A 17971-nucleotide genomic window follows, 5' to 3' on the forward strand; every position below is an offset into this window, starting at 1 on the left:
TCCGACACCGCCCGTAACCAGACACCGCTCCAGGAGGTCCCGTGCCCGACGTCGTGTTCCCGCTCGATTCGACCCGCCGGTTCACCGATCAGGACAAGATCGGCCACAACCGTTGGCACCCGGACATCCCGCCCGTCGCGATGCTGAAACCGGGGGATTCCTTCCGCGTGCACTGCCGCGAATGGTTCGACGGCGAGATCCACAACGACGACTCCGCCGACGACATCCGCAATGCCCCGCTGCACATCGTGCACGCGTTGTCGGGACCGTTCGCGGTGGAGGGTGCCAAGCCCGGCGACCTGCTGATCGTCGACATCCTCGACCTCGGCCCGATTCCGCAGGAGGACTCGGGTCCGCTCGCCGGGCAGGGCTGGGGCTACACGGGCATCTTCGCGAAGACGAACGGCGGGGGATTCCTCACCGACCAGTTCCCCGACGCCTACAAGGCGATCTGGGACTTCTCCGGGCAGAAGGCGACGAGCCGCCACGTGCCCCACGTGTCGTTCACCGGCATCGTGCATCCCGGCCTGATGGGGACGGCGCCGTCGCACGAACTGCTGTCGACGTGGAACACTCGGGAAGCTGCTTTGATCGCGACGGATCCCGACCGCGAGCCGGCGCTGGCGCTGCCGCCCGAGCCGAACGGCGCGATTCTCGGCAGCCTGTCGGGCGCCGATTTCGACCGGGTCGCGGCCGAAGCGGCGCGCACCGCTCCACCGCGGGAGAACGGCGGCAACCAGGACATCAAGAACCTCACGAAGGGAAGCCGGATCTTCTATCCGGTCTTCGTCGACGGCGCGAATCTGTCGGTCGGCGACCTGCACTTCTCGCAGGGTGACGGCGAGATCACCTTCTGCGGTGCCATCGAAATGGGCGGGTTCATCGACCTGCGCGTCGATCTGATCCCCGGCGGTATGGAGACCTATGGGGTGAGCGAGAACGCCATCTTCATGCCGGGCAACACCGACCCGCAGTATTCCGAGTGGCTCGCGTTCTCCGGCACGTCCGTGACGCTCGACGGCGAACAGCGGTATCTGGATTCGCAATTGGCGTACCAGCGGGCGTGTCTGCACGCCATCGACTATCTGACGAAATTCGGCTACAGCCCCGAGCAGGCGTATCTCCTGCTCGGGGCTGCACCCATCGAGGGACGTTTGTCGGGTGTCGTGGACATCCCGAATTCGTGTGCCACGGTGTATCTTCCGACGGCGATCTTCGACTTCCCGGTCGCGCCCACCGCATCCGGTCCGGTGACGATCGATCCGGGTATCGGAGCACCGCGTTCGTCGGCGTGAGGGCCGCGAAAATCGTTTGCCCGGTGTGAGCGGTGCGCGTACCGTCCTCGGGTCGGTACATACGCGAACGAAAGGTGGTCCCGGCCATGGACCCGCTCACCGAACGGGACATTCGAACATCCTTCGTCAACTGCTCCAAGGGTGATGCGAAGCGGCTTCCGGTGCCGCGCGATCTCGACGACCGACCGTGGGACGAACTCGACTTCCTCGGCTGGACCGACCCGTCGTTCCCCGGTCGCGGCTACATCGTGGTCCCCCGCGACGGCGAACTCGTGGGTGTCGCCATGCGGTTCGAACAGCAGGGCTCGGGCAAGACGCAGATGTGCACGATCTGCCTCACCACCCACACCCGGGGTGGCATCGCTTTGATGACGGCGAACAAGGTCGGCGATGCGGGTCGAGCGGGCAACGCGGTCGGAACCTACATGTGCATCGACCTGCAGTGCTCGCTGTACGCGCGCGGCAAGAAGAGGCCCGCACTGGGCAGCCGGTACCGCGAGGATCTCGAGCCGGAGGAGAAGGCCGAGCGCGTCCGCGAGAATCTCGGCGCGTTCGTCGATCGCCTGTACGCCTGACGGGCGAACCCGGCCCTTTCAGTGCGATGCGGGGTTGCGCAGGTGCGCACGCTCCCCGTTCTGATCGAGGATCGTGAGGATCTCCACCGGTCCGTCGTGCGCGCTGATGGCGTGCGGTGTCATCGTCGAGAACTCGGCGGCGTTGCCCTCCTGGATGAGGATCGTCCGTTCGCCGAGTTGGAGCCGGGCGGTGCCGGTCAGGACGGTGAACCATTCGTGCCCCGGGTGCACGGGGAGCGTGTCGGCCGGCACCGGCTCCTGCTTCGTGATCCGCATCTTGGCGATGGTGACGCCGCCCAGTGATCGTTCCCGCGACAATAGCCAGGTCGTGTACCCCGGGGTGTCGCACGCCTGGGGCCTGATCACCACGTCCTGGTCCTCGCCGGATTCGACGAGCTGGTCGATCGTGGTGTCGAGTGCCCGCGCGATGGGAACGAGCTGGTCGAGTGCGATCCTGCGACGGCCCGTCTCGATGCGGCTCAGGTTGGACGGGCTGATGTGGCACCGGCCTGCGAGAGTGTCGAGGGTCCACCCCCGCGCGAGCCGCAGGCTGCGGATGCGCTGACGGATGAGTTGGTCCAGATCGGACGATTCTTGCTCCATAGGCAAGAGTGTATGCCGAAACTGGATGACGCGTCCTAACGTGGAGTCATGCACCACCACGCCCACCACGCACCGCACGACCACGCGCACGACGAGTCGATGGCCGAGGTGCTCGACCTCGACGCCGCGATGAACCGGCCCTACTTCGAGTCGTTGCTCGACCGGGTCGCCGGACAGCTCGAGCGCGAACCGCGCACCGTCGTCGACATCGGCGCCGGCACAGGAACAGGCACACTCGCCCTGGCGCGCCGGTTCCCCCACGCGCAGCTCGTCGCTCTCGACCGGTCCGCCGGGATGCTCGAACGACTCCGGAAGACCGCCGCGTACAACGGGTTCGGTGATCGGATCCGGACCGTCGAGGCCGACCTCGATGCAGGACTTCCGGCCGTCGGTGCGATCGACCTCGCCTGGGCGGCGCTGTCCCTGCACCACATCGAGGATCCGGATGCAACGCTCCGGCAACTCGCCGAGGCGATGGCACCCGGGGGGACGGTGGTCGTCACCGAGATGGAGTCGCAACCACGATTCCTGCCCGACGACATCGGTATCGGTACATCGGGACTCGAAGCGAGATGTCACGAGGCCGCGGCGTCCCGAGGGTGGAACAGGTGGCCCGACTGGAGCGACAACCTGCGTCGCGCCGGGTTCGGGATGGTCGAGATGCGCCGCGACGAACTCGGTGCCGACGTCGACGACACCGCACGCCGATACGCCCACGCGGTGCTGAGCCGGATGCGGACCGGCCTCGACAACGCCGTGTCCGACGAGGATCTCGACACGCTCGATCGACTCGTCGGCGACGGTCCCGACTCGGTGCTGCACCGGGCAGATCTGGTGGTGCGTGGATCCCGAACCGTGTGGATCGCACAGGGAATGAAGGAGGAGAACCGATGAACACCCAGGAGAACCCCACACAGGACGGTTACGACGTCGTCGTGATCGGCGGCGGCTCCGCCGGACTGAGTGCCGCCACAGCGCTGGCACGCTCACGCCGCTCGGTGCTTGTCGTCGATGCCGGAGAACCGCGCAACGCCCCTGCCGCGGCCGCGCACAACGTGATCGGACACGAAGGCATCGCGCCGACCGAACTGCTGGCTCTCGGACGGAAGGAGGCCGCCGGATACGGCGCCGAAATCCTGTCCGCACGAGCAGAATCCGCTCGTCGCAGCGACACGGGATTCGAGATCGGTCTCTCCGGCGGCACCACCGTGCAGGCACATCGACTGATCCTCGCGACGGGACTGGTCGACGAGCTGCCCGACCTGCCCGGAGTCCGCGAACTGTGGGGGAAGAGTGTCCTGCACTGCCCGTACTGCCACGGCTGGGAGGTTCGGGACCGGCGCGTCGGCGTGATCTCCTCGGGGCCGATGAGCGTGCACCAGACCCTGTTGTTCCGTCAGCTCAGCGACGACGTCACCTTCTTCACCCACTCGGCGCCCGCCCTGGAGAGCGAGGCCCGCGACCAGCTCGAGGCACGCGACGTGCGGATCGTCGACGGCACCGTCGCGGAACTGCGAGCGGACGGCGAGGAGGTCCGTGCCGTGGTGCTCGAGGACGGCACCGAGGTCGAGGTCGACGCCGTGGTGGTCGCACCGCGTTTCGTCGCCCGCGCCGACCTGTACGAGCAGCTCGGCGGAACGGTCACCGACCATCCCGTGGGGACCCTCATCGAGACCGATCCGACGGGGAAGACCGCTCTGCCCGGCGTATGGGCGGCGGGCAACTCCGCCGACCTCTCCGCGGTGGTCGTGGTCGCTGCAGGCTCCGGCGTGATGACAGGAGCGGCCGTGAACGCCGACCTGATCGCGGAGGAGACGGCCGCGGCGGTGGAGGAACGAGCCGCCCGCGGACTCACCTTCGCCGAATAGTCCTGTCGGGCATACGAGAACGGCCGGGCGAGCACACGCTCGCCCGGCCGATTCGCGATCTGCGTCAGAACGGGTAGGGCGCGATGTCGGGACGCACCGTGACCCACTGGGTCTCGGTGAACGCCTCGATGTTCGCGGCTGGACCGCCGAAACGGGAACCGGTACCGGATGCCCCGACCCCGCCGAAGGGAGCGTTGGCCTCGTCGGCGACGGTCATCTCGTTGATGTGGATCTTGCCCGAGTGGATCCGGTCGGCGATCTTCATCGCTTGTCCCACGTCGCCGACGATGCTCACCGACAGGCCGTACTCGGACGCATTGGCCAGTTCGACGGCCTCGTCCGGGTCGGAGAACTTCAGCACCGGCGCGACGGGACCGAAGATCTCCTGGCCCCAGGCGGGCATCTCGGTGGTCAGATCGGTCAGGACGGTGGGCCGGTAGAACAACCCCTCGTGCGTGCCTCCGGCAGCGAGAGTGCCGCCCGCGGCGACGGTGTCCTGCACGATCGTGTCGATGTTCGCCAGCTGACGCTCGTCTATGATCGGGCCCAGGTGAACCGGGCCGCCTGCGGGATCGCCGACGACGAGCGCATCCGCCTTCGCGGCGAGGGCGCGCACGTAGTCGTCGTAGACGGACTCGTGCACCAGGTGCCGGCCGGTGGTCATGCAGATCTGGCCCTGGTGGAAGAACGATCCCATCGCTCCGACACCGGCAGCGAGATCGACGTCGGCGCCGGGGAGCACGATCATCGCGTTGTTGCCGCCGAGTTCGAGGTGGGTGCGCTTGAGATGTTCCGCGCCGGCCTTGCCGACGTGGCGTCCGGCGGCGGTGGATCCGGTGAACGAGACCACCCGCACCTCGGGAGCATCGACGGTTGCGGCGCCGACGTCACCACCACCGGGCAGCATCTGCAGCACACCGGCGGGTAGTCCGGCCTCCTCGAAGATCCGGGCCACGGCGACACCACCGATGACGGTGGTCCGCGGATCCGGCTTGAGCAGCACCGCATTGCCGAGGGCGAGAGCCGGGGCAACCGAGCGCATCGCGAGCAGCAACGGGAAGTTGAACGGTGCGATCACCGAGACGACGCCGGCGGGCAGGCGGCGCGCGATGGACCAGTGACCGTTGTCCGAGGGCAGGTACTCACCGTGCGGATGGGTGGGCAGCGCCGACGCCTCGAAGCACTCGGTGGCGGAACCGAACACCTCCATGGCGGCCTTGTCCGGAATGGACCCGGCCTCGCGGAGTCCCCAGTCGATGAGTTCGTCGGCGTGCTCACGGAACTTCTCGCCGGCGCGACGGAGGATCTCCGCACGCTCGGACGGCGCCGTGGCGGCCCAGGACTTCTGTGCGGCGGCGGCAGCGCGGGCGGCGGCGTAGACGTCATCGGGGTCGGCCAGGCCGATCTCGGCGATTTGTTCCCCGGTCGAGGGGTTGGTGACCTTCGTGGTGCCGCCGTTGCCGGGGCGCCAGCCGTCGAGATGGATCTTTCCCGTCCACAGGGCTTCGTCGAGCAAGGCCATAGGGTTCTCCTCAGCGTGGTCGTCGCCGTCCCGCGCGCGTGGGACACCGATGTGTTCCACGAGTGTGGGAGCGATGACGGCTTGTAGGATCGATTCTTCTCATTCAACGAGAAAGCCCGCGATATCCGTCTATGCACGACGAACACCACGTGCACCGCTCCGTGGCCGAAGGGTCATGAGCGAGCACAATGATGCGAATGGATCTGGCCCTCATGGCAGTGGTCGGCATCGCCGGCATCGTGAGTATCGCGGCTGTACGCGGCCGCGCTGAGCATGCCGGCCCAGGACTTCCCCCGGAACCTACAGTTCGCAGACGCTCGGTGCGGCCCAGCGCCGCCTCGACCTCGAGGAGACCCGATTGCAGGCGCTGAGCGAACAACCCTGACGGTCGTCTCGCGGCGCGGACGCCCCGCCCGAGAACCCGCATCCCGCCGCACTGTTTGACATGATCGTTCGGTCCGGATCCGCCCGGGCGCGTCGTGACCCGCGTAGGAGTGACAGGTGTCGGAGGGCAGTACGGACAGAGCGCCGCGTCGGCGCGTCGGTCGATGGATCCTGATCGTCTTCGTCGTGGTGCTCGTCGTCGTGGCGGCGGCGTTCGTCCTCACCCCCGTGCCGGGATCACTGGTGGTGCGGAAGGTGTTCGAACGCGACGCGCGGGAGCAGACCGCGAAGCTCGCGGTGGACGCTCCGCAGACGGACTTCGTCGCCGACCTCCACTATCGGGAGGACGACCCGGACGCCTATCTCGACGTGTACACAGCGCCGGGGACCACCGAGGCGCTGCCGACGATCGTGTGGACGCACGGTGGCGCGTGGTTGTCGGGTAACTGCACCAACTACGCGGGCTACTACAGGCGTCTCGCGGCCGCCGGATTCACCGTGGTGTCGGTCGGCTACTCGCTCGCACCGGGCCACCGCTATCCGACCCCGGTGCGGCAACTCGTCGATGCACAGCGCTACTTGCTCGAGCACGCCGACGAACTGCACATCGACACCGAGCGGATCGTGCTCGCCGGTGACTCGGCCGGGGCGCAACTGTCCGCGCAGATCGCCGCGGCGATCACCGACCCCGACTACGCCGCGACCCTCGGTGTCGACCCGGCGTTCACTCGGGAGAACGTTCGCGGTGTCGTGCTCAACTGCGGCATCTACGACGTGTCCGCGATCGGTGGGAGCGGCGGGCTGACCGGATGGGGCGTGGAGCAGGCGATGTGGGCCTACACCGGCGCCCGGGAGTTCGCCACTTCGGATGCGGCGGGCCAGATGTCGGTATTGAACTCGGTCACCGAGAACTTCCCGGCCACCTACATCTCCGGTGGCAACGCCGATCCGCTCACCGCCACCCAGTCCGAGAGGCTCGCGCAGCGGCTCTCCGGACTGGGTGTGCAGGTGGATGCGTTGTTCTATCCGGACGACCACACACCGGAACTGGCACACGAGTACCAGTTCGATCTGTCGACACCGGATGCGCGTGCCGCGCTCGAGCGGACGATCGATTTCGTCCGCAAGGTCACGACGTAGCGCGCGCGGGGATCTCGGCGACGATGCGTTCGGCGAGCGGCCGCGAGGAGGCCGGGTTCTGGCCCGTGTACAGGACGCGGTCGACCACCACGTGCGGCTGCCAGGCGTCCGTGGACGAGAAGACGGCCCCGGCCTCCTGCAGGCGGTCCTGCAGCAACCAGGGTGCCTTGTCGGCCAGTCCCGCCTGGACCTCCTCGACGTTCGTGAACGCCGTCAGGCTGTAACCCTCGAACAACCAGCGACCGCCGGACTCGTGGGCGGGAAGCAGGGCAGCCGGGGCGTGGCACACCATCGCGACCACTTTGTCGGCCTCGACGAAGTGCCGGACGAGTTCACCGAACCGCTCGTCGACGGCCAGATCCTCCATCGGGGCGTGGCCACCGGGCACGAACAGCAGGTCGAAGTCCTCGGCCCGCTGGTCCTCGAGCACCGCCGCACCGGTGAGCACCGGCTGCAGCTTCTCGAGCGACGACTTCAACTCGGCCACGCGGTCCTCACCGCCTGCGGCGTCGGGTTCGAGGCTGGCCTGGTCCACGACGGGCGTGCGGCCGCCCGGAGTGGCAACGGTGATGTCGTAGCCGGCTTCCTCGAAGACGGTGTACGGCTCGACGAGTTCCTCCGCCCAGAAGCCCGTGGGATGGCGGGTGCCGTCCTGCAACGTCCAATGATCGGCGGAGCTGACGACGAACAGGATGCGGGTCATGGTGTGTCCTCTCTGATGAACGTAGAGGCCGGGTACCCGCTGTGAGCGGGACCGACACCGGCGGTGACGACGGTCGCCGGGTCCGCGACAGTGACGATGGGTCGCCGGGCCCGCGACAGTGACGACGGTCGCCGGGTCCGCGACAGTGACGACGATCGCCGGGCCCACGAGGGACCCGGCGATCGTGTGACGTGACTGGGGTGCGGCGGATCAGATGCCGACCACCTCCTGCGCGATGGCGGCCAGATGGGTCTGGGCCGCGGAGATAACACCGTGTCGTGCCTTGTGCGCTTCCTCGTAGGCGACGATCGCCCGGATGTCCGCGGGCTCGGTCAGTTCCTTGACCGCCGCCACGGCCTTCGGGACGGTGAGATCGTCGTAGTTCCGGATCGGCAACTCCTCCTCGGTGAGGACACCCGAGGTGCTGCGTGCCTTGTGCAGAGCGTCGGCGGTGCCGTCGGCGCCTTCACGACGGCTCACGCGCTCGGCCGTCTCGAGAGCCGCATCGCGCGAGGCACCGATGGTCTTGGCTGCGACGTCACCGGCATGCGCGCCGCGCGAGAGCAGCGACTCGATGCGGGGACGCGTCGAGCGGGCGACATCGATCGCTCGATCGATGCTGCGCGCCGACCAGGTGACCGGCGTGTTGACCAGGCGCACCGCTGCGCCGGCCGCGGCCTGCAGGGGAGTGCGACGCAAAGCGGCAGGACCACCGAGCGCCTCCTCCGCGATGACCGTGGTGAGCCACTCGACCGTCGCCGTGTGAGCCGTGATCAGACGGTCCGCCAGCGACACGATCGACTTGTGTCCGCCCGCGATGGCCAGGGCCTTCACGTAGCGGGCACGGTCGAGGAGCTGATGTTCGAGGGCGAGGTCCGACAGCAGTGCTTCGTCGAACGGCTGCGCCTGCTCGGTGAGGGTCTTCACCATGATGGCGGCGCGGCCGATGAACGGCCCGACCATATCGGGAAGTCCGCCCAGATCGCGGATCGCCTCTTCGATCGCCACCGCACGGATGCGGCAGTTCTCGGCGTTCTCGGTCAGCTCCTTGCGTACCGCTTCGGTTCGGGCCTGCGCGACACGCGTTTCGGCGACCTGGGTCTCTGCATGGGTCAGTTCGTGGAGAGTGCGCAACTGGGTGAGCAACGCGGGAGTTCGGTTCTCGGTCATCGTGCGTTCGCCTCCTTCGCACTGGAAGAGTCGGTGATCTACCGACGAATTCACATCCATCGAGAAATGACGTGACAAATGTCGGCTACCCGACCCCCGTAACTGCTAACGTCTGTGTGATCCATAACACACCCTCTGGTCGGGTTCGTTGCTGCAGTGACCACTCGGCGCACGCGAGTCGCACGGGTCTCGGTTTGAGCCGGTTACTCGCGGGGAAACTTCGGAGCACACCTTGACGTGAGAGATCGAGGCCGGGACGAGACGCGGTCCGCCTGACTCCTCAGGTGATCGGCGACCGTGAGACGGCCGCAAGCAGCACAAAGGAAAGCGGGGACGACACGATGACCACGGCAGCACCCGTCATGCCCACGGACGTGATCACCGCTCCGGCGACGGTTGCTCCGTCGCAGTCGGCCGACATTCCGGCGCAGACGATCGACGCGCGGTCCGTCGAGGCCCCGCCGTCGGCCGCCGTGGCGTCGAGGGAGGTGGAACCTCCGGCGACAGAGGAGATGCCGGCCCTGCTCGAGCACCCGATCGCGGGCATGCTGATGTTCGTCGTCCTCGCCGTCTGCGGATTCGCAGCCGCCGCGGTGGTCGCAGGATCCCTGGCGGCCGGGCTCGCTCTGGTGGGTGTCGTCGGAGGAGCGGCGGCGACCCTCGTCGCTGTTCTCTGACGTGGCAGAACGACACCGGTAGGCCCGTTTCGTCCAGATCCGAGCGGGAGGATATCGTCTCCGGTCATGTCCAAGGAATTCGTTTTCACGTCCACGCTCGACCACAGCGTCGAACGCGTCCACGGCGCTTTGACCAGCGAGGACTTCTGGAACAGCCGACTGGCTGCGAGCCAGACCGGCGTGGCGCAGCTCGAGGTCGGCTCCGGTCCCGGGACCTTCCGCGCGAAGGTCTCCGACCAGATCGACACCTCCGCGCTGCCCGCGGTCGTCCGGGGCGTGGTGCGAGGACCTCTGATCATCGAGCGTACCGACGAATGGGGCGGACTCGGGGACGGTACGGCGCAGGGAACCCTCGCCGGCAGCACGTCGGGGCTGCCGATCACGATCGCGGCCCATTCGGAGCTTCGTGGCAACGCGGACGGCGGTACCGAGATCGAGGTGCGTGGCGAGGCCACCGTCAAGGTTCCCGTCGTCGGTGGGCAGATCGAGGGCCTCATCGTCCAGCTCGTCGAGAACATCGTCCAGAACGATCGGACCGACCTCGACAAGTGGCTCACGGAGAACTGATTCGCAGGGGCGCCCGATCGATCGGCTTCCGATCGACGGATCATCTGGTCCGATGCCGTCGTTCCTCTTCCGAGGTACGGCGGCATTGTCGTTCCCGCCGGATTCGTCGGCGACACACCGGGTCAGGTCGTTGAAGAGGGGTGTGACCCAGGCCACCATCGGATCATGTCGATGCCGTGGGACGAGGACGGCGGCTACGCGTGGGAACGCCGCGAGGCCGGATACACCTGGGAGCAGATCGGCAGCGAACTCGGTTGCCCTGCCCATGTCGCACAGAATCTGGGGGAGCGCTACCGCGCGGATATCACTGCCGAGATGACGAGGAACCAGTTGTCGTTGTTCGATATCTCGACCGAGACCTGAATCCCGGCCGCCGGTGTTCGCCGTGTGTTCATCGGATGTGCACCCGCACGGACCCCGTGTGAGGAGGCATCGTCGCCTCCGGAGGGGACCGTAGGTGTCATGGAGGCACTCGTGCGCGACTCCCTGTTCGGTTTCCTCCAGGAGAGCGGACTGGCCGGCTCGGGCGGTGAAGCGGCGGCGCTGCTCATGGAAGGTCTCGTCCGCGTCAATCATCGCCAGGTCCGCAGTCCCCGTACTCCACTTCGTGCCGGGGACGTCGTCTCGATCGCGGGTACGCGATCGATGGCGGTCTTCGGAGTCTCTCCCGGCGGGGTTCGTCCCGTCCTGTAGCTCGTCCGTCGCACGGAGCGCCCGCAACCTCCGGCACGGAGCACTCGCGACCTGCGACGCAGTCGCCTGTCCGGGCGGTGTGATAAGCCGTACCGGACGGGAACGAGCGACGACGAGGGGGAGCGACGCGTGCTGATACTGCACCGTGCCGAGCGCACCGGCATCCTGGCGGATGCGCTGGCCGAGGTGCTCGCCGAGCCCCTCGACGATCCGTTCGCGCGGGAGGTCGTCGCGGTGCCCGCGCGCGGTGTCGAAAGATGGCTCACCCAGCGGTTGTCGGGAATGCTCGGTTCCTCCGCCGGCGACGGGGTGGCCGCCAACATCGATTTCCCGTCCCCGTCCCGCCTCGTCGACGAAGCGCTCGCCGCGGCCTCCGGCATCACCGCCGACGACGATCCGTGGCATCCCTCCCGCATGTTGTGGTCGCTGCTCGGGGTGATCGACGAGTGCGTCGGCGAACCGTGGTGCGCCACCCTCGCGCGGCATCTCGGTCACGGCGCCGACGACCACCGGGCCGGACGCCGGTACGCCACCGCAGCGCATCTCACCGGCCTTCTCCGCAGTTACGGACTCCAGCGCCCCGGGATGATCTCCCAGTGGGCGGCGGGGAACGACACCGACGGCACGGGTGCGCCTCTCGACGACCATCTGCGTTGGCAAGCCGAGCTGTGGCGACGGCTGCGCGCCCGCATCGGCGTCGACAGCCCGTCGCAGCGACTCGACGAACTGTGCGGCCGGCTGCGAGACGACCCCGACGTCGTCGACCTGCCCGAACGACTCTCGATGTTCGGTCCCACCCGCCTCGACACCGTCCTCGTCGAGGTGCTGACCGCGCTCGGGCACCACCGCGACGTGCACATCTGGCTTCCGCATCCGAGCCCGGTGATGTGGGACGGACTGACCCGGCGTCCGGAGTCGATGCGTCGCGCCGACGACCACAGCGCTCTCGGGGTGCAGCACCCGCTGCTGGCCGCGCTCGGCCGCGACGTGCGCGAACTTCAGAGCCGGCTCTCCGGCCTCGAGTGCACCGACCTTCCGCATCCCTCACCCCGGCCGCCGGCGACGCTCCTCGGCCGGTTGCAGGCCGATCTCCGCGACGACCGCGCCCCCGCACACGGATCGGCCGCGCCCGACGGGACCGTGATGATCCATGCCTGCCACGGCCCCACCCGGCAGGTCGAGGTGCTCCGAGAGTGCCTGCTGCACCTGTTCCGCGATGACCCCACGCTCGAACCGCGCGACGTCGTCGTCATGTGCCCCGACGTCGAGACGTACGCGCCGCTCGTCCATGCCGCCTTCGGTGCCGGGGTCGGCGAGCATCCCGGCCACACGCTGCGGGTCCGTCTCGCCGATCGCGGCCTGCGCCGCACCGATCCGATCCTTGCGGTGGTGTCCGAACTGCTCGCGCTCGCCGACGGCCGGGTCACCGCCAGCGAGGTTCTCGACCTCGCCGCGTCGGCTCCGGTGCGCCGGAAGTTCGGATTCGACGACGATCAACTCGAGCGCCTGCAGGAGTGGACCACCGAGACCGGTGCCCGCTGGGGTCTCGGGCCGTGGCAGCGCAAGAGCTTCGGCCTCGGCGACTTCATGCAGAACACTTTCGGCGCGGCACTCGACCGTATCCTGCTCGGTGTCGCCGCAGACGGCGCGGACGGAGAGTGGCTGTCCCTGTCGTTGCCCCTCGACGACGTCGACAGCAACGACATCGACCTTGCCGGGCGGTTCGCCGAGTTCATCGACCGGTTGACGGTGGTGCTGCTCCGGTTGCGCGGCCCGCACCCGGCGGCGCGGTGGTCGGACGAACTCGGTTACGGCATCGATCTGCTCGCCGACGTTCCCGCCGCCGATACATGGCAGCTCACCCGCGCGCGGCGCGAGATCGGCGACGCCGTCGAGCATGCCGGCGACACGCAGTTGTCCCTGAGCGACGTCCGGTCCATGCTCTCCTCCCGGCTCGCCGGGCGTCCGTCGCGCTCGAACTTCCGTACCGGCGAACTGACCGTGTGCACGATGGTGCCGATGCGCTCGGTGCCCCATCGCGTGGTAGTTCTCCTCGGTCTCGACGACGACGTCTTCCCCCGCACGGCCCACATCGACGGCGACGATGTCCTGACCCAGAATCCCTGTGTGGGAGAGCGTGATCCGCGCAGCGAGGACCGGCAGCTGCTGCTCGACGCGCTGATGGCCGCGGAGGAGCGTGTGCTGTTGTTCCACACCGGCGCCGACGCCGTCACCGGAGCACTGCGCCCACCGGCGATTCCGCTCACCGAGGTGCGCGACGTGGTGTCGACGATGACGGGAGTCGACGTCGACGACGAGCGCATCGTGCGGCGACATCCCCTGCAGCCCTTCGATCCGCGCAATTTCCGGGCCGACGACCCGTTCGGGTTCGGTGTCACTGCACTCGCGGGAGCCCGTGCCGGACAAGGATGTTCGGTGGAGCGCGACCGGTCGGGTGCGCTCCTCGTCGACGACCTTCCGGCCCCGGCACGCACCGATGTCGATCTCGACGAACTCGTTTCCTTCCTGACACATCCGACGCAGGGATTCCTCCGGCAGCGACTCGGTCTGCGGATCCCCGACACCGACGAGGGCATCGCCGACGCACTCGACGTCGAACTCGACGGTCTCGCCCTGTGGCAACTGGGCGACCGCATGCTCGAAGCGCGATTGGCGGGCATGTCCGCAGGTGCCTTCCAGGACGCGGAATGGCGTCGCGGCACGCTCCCGCCGTTCGCGCTCGGCCGCAGGACCCTCGACGCGGTGAGCGACAACGTCGACCGCCTCGTGCACGCCTGCGCCGGTGTGCACACCGGGCAGGCCCGCACCGTCGACATCCGCGTCGATCTCGGCGACGGTCGTCGGCTCACCGGCACCGTCGGAGGTGTACACGGCGAGGTACTGGCCCGCAGCACCTATTCCAAGCTGTCCCCGAAACACCGGCTGGAAGCATGGATCCGGTTGCTCGCCGTCGTCGCCTCGGGTCATCCCGGACAGTGGCGTGCGGTGACCACCGGGCGCAGCCGTTCGCGCTCGTATCCGGCCTGGCGCTCGACCCTTCTGGCTCCCGCCGATCCCGTCGCGCTGCTCGCCGCACTCGTCGATCTGCGCGATCGTGGACTGTGCCGGCCGCTGCCGCTCGTGACGGGCGCGTCGGCCGAGTACGCCGATCGCCGCCACCGCGGTGATTCCGTGGAGATGGCACTGTCGGCCGCCGGGAAGGCGTTCGGTGGCGCGTTCGGCGACGGCAAGGACCGTCACGTGCAGTATCTGTACGGGCCCGACGTCACGTTCGGGCAGCTCACCGCCGACGCACCGGAGGGTGTCGAGGCCGGCTGGTTCGACGACCCCACCCGTTTCGGTGTGCTCGCCCGACGGTTGTGGGAACCCCTGCTCGCCTCCGAGAACCAGGGACGCCCGTGAGAGAAGGACGCAGCGTGCCCGATACCGCCATCACCGATCCGCGCGCCGCGGGCGGTCCGCCGCCGGCAGGCTTCGATCTGCTCGGCCGGCTCCCGAGCGGCACCACCGTTCTCGAGGCCAGCGCGGGAACGGGGAAGACGTACGCGATCGTCGGGCTCGCCACCCGGTTCGTCGCCGAAGGGCGCGCCCACCTGTCGGATCTGCTGCTCGTCACCTTCAGCCGGGCTGCGACGCAGGAACTGCGCGAACGTACCCGGAACCGGTTCGCGCAGGTCGCCACCGCCCTCGCCGATCCCGAGAGCGCGCGGGCGAGCACCGACATGCTCGTCCGTCATCTCGCGAGCGAGGACGTCGACGCGCGGCGGGCCCGCCTACGACAGGCGTTGTCCGACTTCGACTCCGGCACCATTTCCACCACGCACGGCTTCTGCCGCCGCATGCTCGACGAACTCGGGATCGCCGGTGAACGCGAACCCGACGTCACGGTCGTCGAGGACGTCGACGACCTGCGGGTGGAGGTCGTCGACGATCTCTACCTGCGGCGCTACGGCAGGGGACAGGCCCCCATCACCTACGCCGAGGCGGCCGTCGCCGCGAAGGAGGCGATCTTCGACCCGCAGGCCGAACTCGCACCGAACGACGCCGACGGCACCGCGGCAGGCGAGCGTGTGGAATTCGCGCGTGCGGTCCGCGAGGAGGTCGAACGGCGCAAGCGCCGGCTCGGACTGCGCGACTTCGACGACCAGTTGTCCCTACTGCACGCGGTGCTCGGCGATCCGGAGCACGGCGACGCCGCCTGCCGGCGGATGCGTGCGCGCTTCTCCGTCGTCCTCGTCGACGAGTTCCAGGACACCGACCCCAAGCAGTGGGAGATCCTGCGCCGGGCGTTCCACGGGCACAGCACGCTCGTGCTCGTCGGCGACCCGAAACAGGCGATCTACGCCTTCCGCGGCGCGGAGGTGCTCAGCTATCTCGACGCCGTCTCCGAATCCGACACCTACTGCGAGCTGACCACCAATTGGCGCAGCGACGGCGATCTCGTCCGGGCGCTCGAACACGTCCATCTCGGTGCGGCTCTCGGTGATCCCCGCATCGTGGTGAACCCGGTGAAGGCGGCAGCCGCCGATTCCCGGCTCTCGGGTATCGCGCCCCTGCGGGTGCGTCACCTGCCCCGCGCCGGTGCCGGTCCGCTCAACGACTGGGGTTTCCCGCAGAACCTCGACGGCTTACGTGGGCGGGTCGCTCGCGACGTGGCGGCCGACATCGTGCGCCTGCTCGACGACGAGAACGTCACCGTCGACCTCGGTTCCGGGCCCGAGCGTGTGCAACCCGGGCACATCGCGGTCCTCGTGCGCAAACACAAACAGGTGACGCTCGTCCACGACGCGCTGACGAAGGCGAACGTGCCGTGCGTGGTCGCCGGGGGCACGAGTGTGTTCGCCACACCGTCCGCACAGCACTGGCTGTGGGTTCTCTATGCGCTCGAGCAGCCCCATCGCGCCGATCGCGTCCGGCTCGCCGCGCTCACCCCGCTGCTCGGCCGCACGATGACCGACATCGATTCGGAGGGCGAAGCGCTGGTCGTGGAGGTCGGCGGACTGCTCCGCGAACTGAACGACGTCTACGCCCGCACCGGATTCGCTGCCGTCTTCGAACGCCTCGCGTCCTTCGGTTCGGTCGAGGCCCGCCTCCTCGACGAGCCGTCCGGGGAACGCACCCTCACCGACATCCGGCACGTCGCACAGCTGCTCGAGGATGTCGCCTCGGCGCAGTCGCTGGGGCCGGCCGCGCTCACCCGCTGGCTCGAGGATCGCATCAACGACCCCGACCGCGGTGGGGCCGACCGGATCCGGCGCCTCGACAGCGACGCCGCGGCGGTCCAGATCCTCACCGTGCACGGCAGCAAGGGACTCGAGTTCCCCGTCGTCCACGTCCCGTACGGGTGGGATGCCGCGAAGAACCCCGAGCCCGACAAGCTGCTGCTGCACGAGAACGGCCGACGCATCCTCGATGTGGGCGGCAAGAGCGGTCCCGGTTACGTCGCGCGGCGGCGTCAGCACGAACTCGAGGAGGCGGGGGAGGAACTGCGCCTGCTGTACGTGGCGGTGACGCGCGCGCAGTGTGCGCTCACCCTCTGGTGGGCGCCGTCCACACCCACCTCACGGTCGCCGCTGCACCGGTTGCTGTTCGCCCGCGACCCCGGTTCGGCGGAGGTCGCCGCGGAAGGCCGGATCGGCCACGACGAGGCCATGGCCGAGGAATTCGACCGGTGGGCCGCGCGCGCCGACGGGGTCATCGCCGCCGAAGCGGTGGGGTCGCATCCGATTCCGGTGTTGCGCTGGACCCGCCCCCGCGTGGAGACCGGCCCTCTCGCCGCCGCGCGCTTCGATCGGGTCGTCGACGAGAACTGGCGCAGGACCTCCTATTCGGCGCTCACCGCCTCGGTGCACGATGCGCCAGTGGTGAGCGGTGAGGTGGAGGAACCGGTGACGACCGACGAGCCGGCCGAGCCTCCGCTGAGCGCAACGGAACCGGCGCGCGAAGGCATTCCGTCACCGATGAACGGACTGCCCGGCGGCACGGTCTTCGGCACGTTGGTGCACGCCGTCCTCGAGGTCGTCGACACCTCCGCCCCCGACCTGGAAGCCGAACTGCTCGACTGCTGCCGCGAGACGGTGCGCCGCCAGATGTCGCCGATCGATTCCGCCCAGCTCGCGGCGGCGTTGCTCCCGGTGATGCGCACCCCGCTCGGGCCGCTCGGCCGGACCCTCGCCGACTTCACTCCGTCCGACCGGCTCTCCGAGCTCGACTTCGAGTTGCCGCTCACCGGAGGCGACAGCCCGGTGCCCGTCACCGTCACCCTCGACGCGGTCGGCGGGTTGCTGCGCCGGCACCTGCCCGCCGACGATCCGATGGCGGCCTACGCCGATCTGGTGCGCACCCTCGAACCCGTGCCGCTGCGGGGTTACCTCAACGGCAGTATCGACGCCGTGCTGCGCATCGACGGTCCGAGATTCGTCGTCGTCGACTACAAGACCAACCGGCTCGCGCCCGTCGACGAACTGACCACCGCCCACTACACCCGTGAGTCGATGGCGGCGGAGATGCTCCGTGCCCACTATCCGATGCAGGCTCTGCTCTATTCCGTTGCCCTGCACCGCTATCTGCGGTGGCGGATGCGCGACTACGACCCGCACGTCCACCTCGGTGGCGTGCAGTACCTGTTCGTCCGCGGCATGGCCGGACCGGACAGTCCACCCGGTAGCGGGGTGTTCGACTGGCATCCGCCGGCCGACCTCGTCACCGACCTGTCCGACCTCCTCGCCGGAAAGGCCGTGATCTCGTGATCGA

The 17971-nt window shown here is 68.7% G+C and carries 15 protein-coding genes; 11 read left to right on the plus strand and 4 right to left on the minus strand.

Annotation, left to right across the window (positions count from 1 at the left end; translation table 11 throughout):
• Nucleotides 1–41: 41 nt before the first annotated feature.
• Complete coding sequence (gene fmdA / locus LPH33_RS06305) at nucleotides 42–1295, plus strand: formamidase (RefSeq protein ID WP_006550661.1); 1254 nt, start codon at nucleotides 42–44, stop codon at nucleotides 1293–1295.
• An 86-nt stretch (nucleotides 1296–1381) separates the two neighbouring features.
• Nucleotides 1382–1870: an FBP domain-containing protein gene (locus LPH33_RS06310; protein ID WP_229567466.1), complete on the plus strand. Its 489-nt coding sequence runs from the start codon at nucleotides 1382–1384 to the stop codon at nucleotides 1868–1870.
• An 18-nt stretch (nucleotides 1871–1888) separates the two neighbouring features.
• Here LPH33_RS06310 and LPH33_RS06315 read toward each other — a convergent pair whose 3' ends face one another.
• Nucleotides 1889–2473, minus strand: a complete 585-nt coding sequence (locus LPH33_RS06315) for a helix-turn-helix domain-containing protein (protein WP_019287984.1) — start codon at nucleotides 2471–2473, stop codon at nucleotides 1889–1891.
• 48 nt (nucleotides 2474–2521) lie between these two features.
• On the opposite strand from LPH33_RS06315, the gene LPH33_RS06320 reads away from it, so the two are divergent.
• Nucleotides 2522–3367 (plus strand): class I SAM-dependent methyltransferase, encoded by an 846-nt coding sequence (locus tag LPH33_RS06320; RefSeq protein ID WP_229567467.1) that lies wholly within the window; start codon nucleotides 2522–2524, stop codon nucleotides 3365–3367.
• On the plus strand, nucleotides 3364–4341 hold the full coding sequence (locus LPH33_RS06325; protein ID WP_229567468.1) for an NAD(P)/FAD-dependent oxidoreductase: 978 nt from the start codon (nucleotides 3364–3366) through the stop codon (nucleotides 4339–4341). Before LPH33_RS06320 ends, LPH33_RS06325 begins: the two co-directional genes overlap by 4 nt.
• Before the next feature lie 64 nt (nucleotides 4342–4405).
• Here LPH33_RS06325 and LPH33_RS06330 read toward each other — a convergent pair whose 3' ends face one another.
• Nucleotides 4406–5863 carry a benzaldehyde dehydrogenase gene (locus tag LPH33_RS06330; protein WP_229567469.1) on the minus strand — a complete coding sequence of 486 codons (1458 nt, stop codon included), beginning with the start codon at nucleotides 5861–5863 and terminating at the stop codon, nucleotides 4406–4408.
• Nucleotides 5864–6364: 501 nt separating this feature from the next.
• Here LPH33_RS06330 and LPH33_RS06335 point away from each other — a divergent pair.
• Nucleotides 6365–7387, plus strand: a complete 1023-nt coding sequence (locus tag LPH33_RS06335) for an alpha/beta hydrolase (protein WP_229567470.1) — start codon at nucleotides 6365–6367, stop codon at nucleotides 7385–7387.
• On the opposite strand, the gene LPH33_RS06340 is transcribed toward LPH33_RS06335, so the two are convergent.
• Together LPH33_RS06340 and LPH33_RS06345 are read right to left on the minus strand one after the other, a co-directional pair.
• Nucleotides 7377–8090 carry a type 1 glutamine amidotransferase domain-containing protein gene (locus tag LPH33_RS06340; RefSeq protein ID WP_229567471.1) on the minus strand — a complete coding sequence of 238 codons (714 nt, stop codon included), beginning with the start codon at nucleotides 8088–8090 and terminating at the stop codon, nucleotides 7377–7379. The two genes, LPH33_RS06335 and LPH33_RS06340, sit on opposite strands and share 11 nt — an antisense overlap.
• A gap of 210 nt (nucleotides 8091–8300) precedes the next feature.
• Nucleotides 8301–9260: a ferritin-like domain-containing protein gene (locus LPH33_RS06345; RefSeq protein WP_229567472.1), complete on the minus strand. Its 960-nt coding sequence runs from the start codon at nucleotides 9258–9260 to the stop codon at nucleotides 8301–8303.
• A gap of 341 nt (nucleotides 9261–9601) precedes the next feature.
• Here LPH33_RS06345 and LPH33_RS06350 point away from each other — a divergent pair, with 341 nt between their 5' ends.
• The 6 genes from LPH33_RS06350 to LPH33_RS06375 all read left to right on the plus strand — a co-directional run bounded on the left by LPH33_RS06350 (nucleotide 9602) and on the right by LPH33_RS06375 (nucleotide 17967).
• On the plus strand, nucleotides 9602–9937 hold the full coding sequence (locus LPH33_RS06350) for a hypothetical protein (protein WP_037215768.1): 336 nt from the start codon (nucleotides 9602–9604) through the stop codon (nucleotides 9935–9937).
• A 66-nt stretch (nucleotides 9938–10003) separates the two neighbouring features.
• Nucleotides 10004–10504 carry a DUF2505 domain-containing protein gene (locus LPH33_RS06355; RefSeq protein WP_229567473.1) on the plus strand — a complete coding sequence of 167 codons (501 nt, stop codon included), beginning with the start codon at nucleotides 10004–10006 and terminating at the stop codon, nucleotides 10502–10504.
• Nucleotides 10505–10669: 165 nt separating this feature from the next.
• A complete protein-coding gene (locus tag LPH33_RS06360) occupies nucleotides 10670–10867 on the plus strand; it encodes a hypothetical protein (protein WP_019287992.1) in 198 nt (65 codons plus the stop codon).
• A gap of 99 nt (nucleotides 10868–10966) precedes the next feature.
• Nucleotides 10967–11197: an RNA-binding S4 domain-containing protein gene (locus LPH33_RS06365; protein WP_019287993.1), complete on the plus strand. Its 231-nt coding sequence runs from the start codon at nucleotides 10967–10969 to the stop codon at nucleotides 11195–11197.
• Nucleotides 11198–11326: 129 nt separating this feature from the next.
• Complete coding sequence (recC, locus tag LPH33_RS06370; protein WP_229567474.1) at nucleotides 11327–14620, plus strand: exodeoxyribonuclease V subunit gamma; 3294 nt, start codon at nucleotides 11327–11329, stop codon at nucleotides 14618–14620.
• Nucleotides 14621–14634: 14 nt separating this feature from the next.
• Complete coding sequence (locus tag LPH33_RS06375; protein WP_229567476.1) at nucleotides 14635–17967, plus strand: UvrD-helicase domain-containing protein; 3333 nt, start codon at nucleotides 14635–14637, stop codon at nucleotides 17965–17967.
• Nucleotides 17968–17971: the final 4 nt, after the last annotated feature.

This window comes from Rhodococcus sp. RDE2 (assembly GCF_020885655.1).
Classification (GTDB): domain Bacteria; phylum Actinomycetota; class Actinomycetes; order Mycobacteriales; family Mycobacteriaceae; genus Rhodococcus; species Rhodococcus pyridinivorans.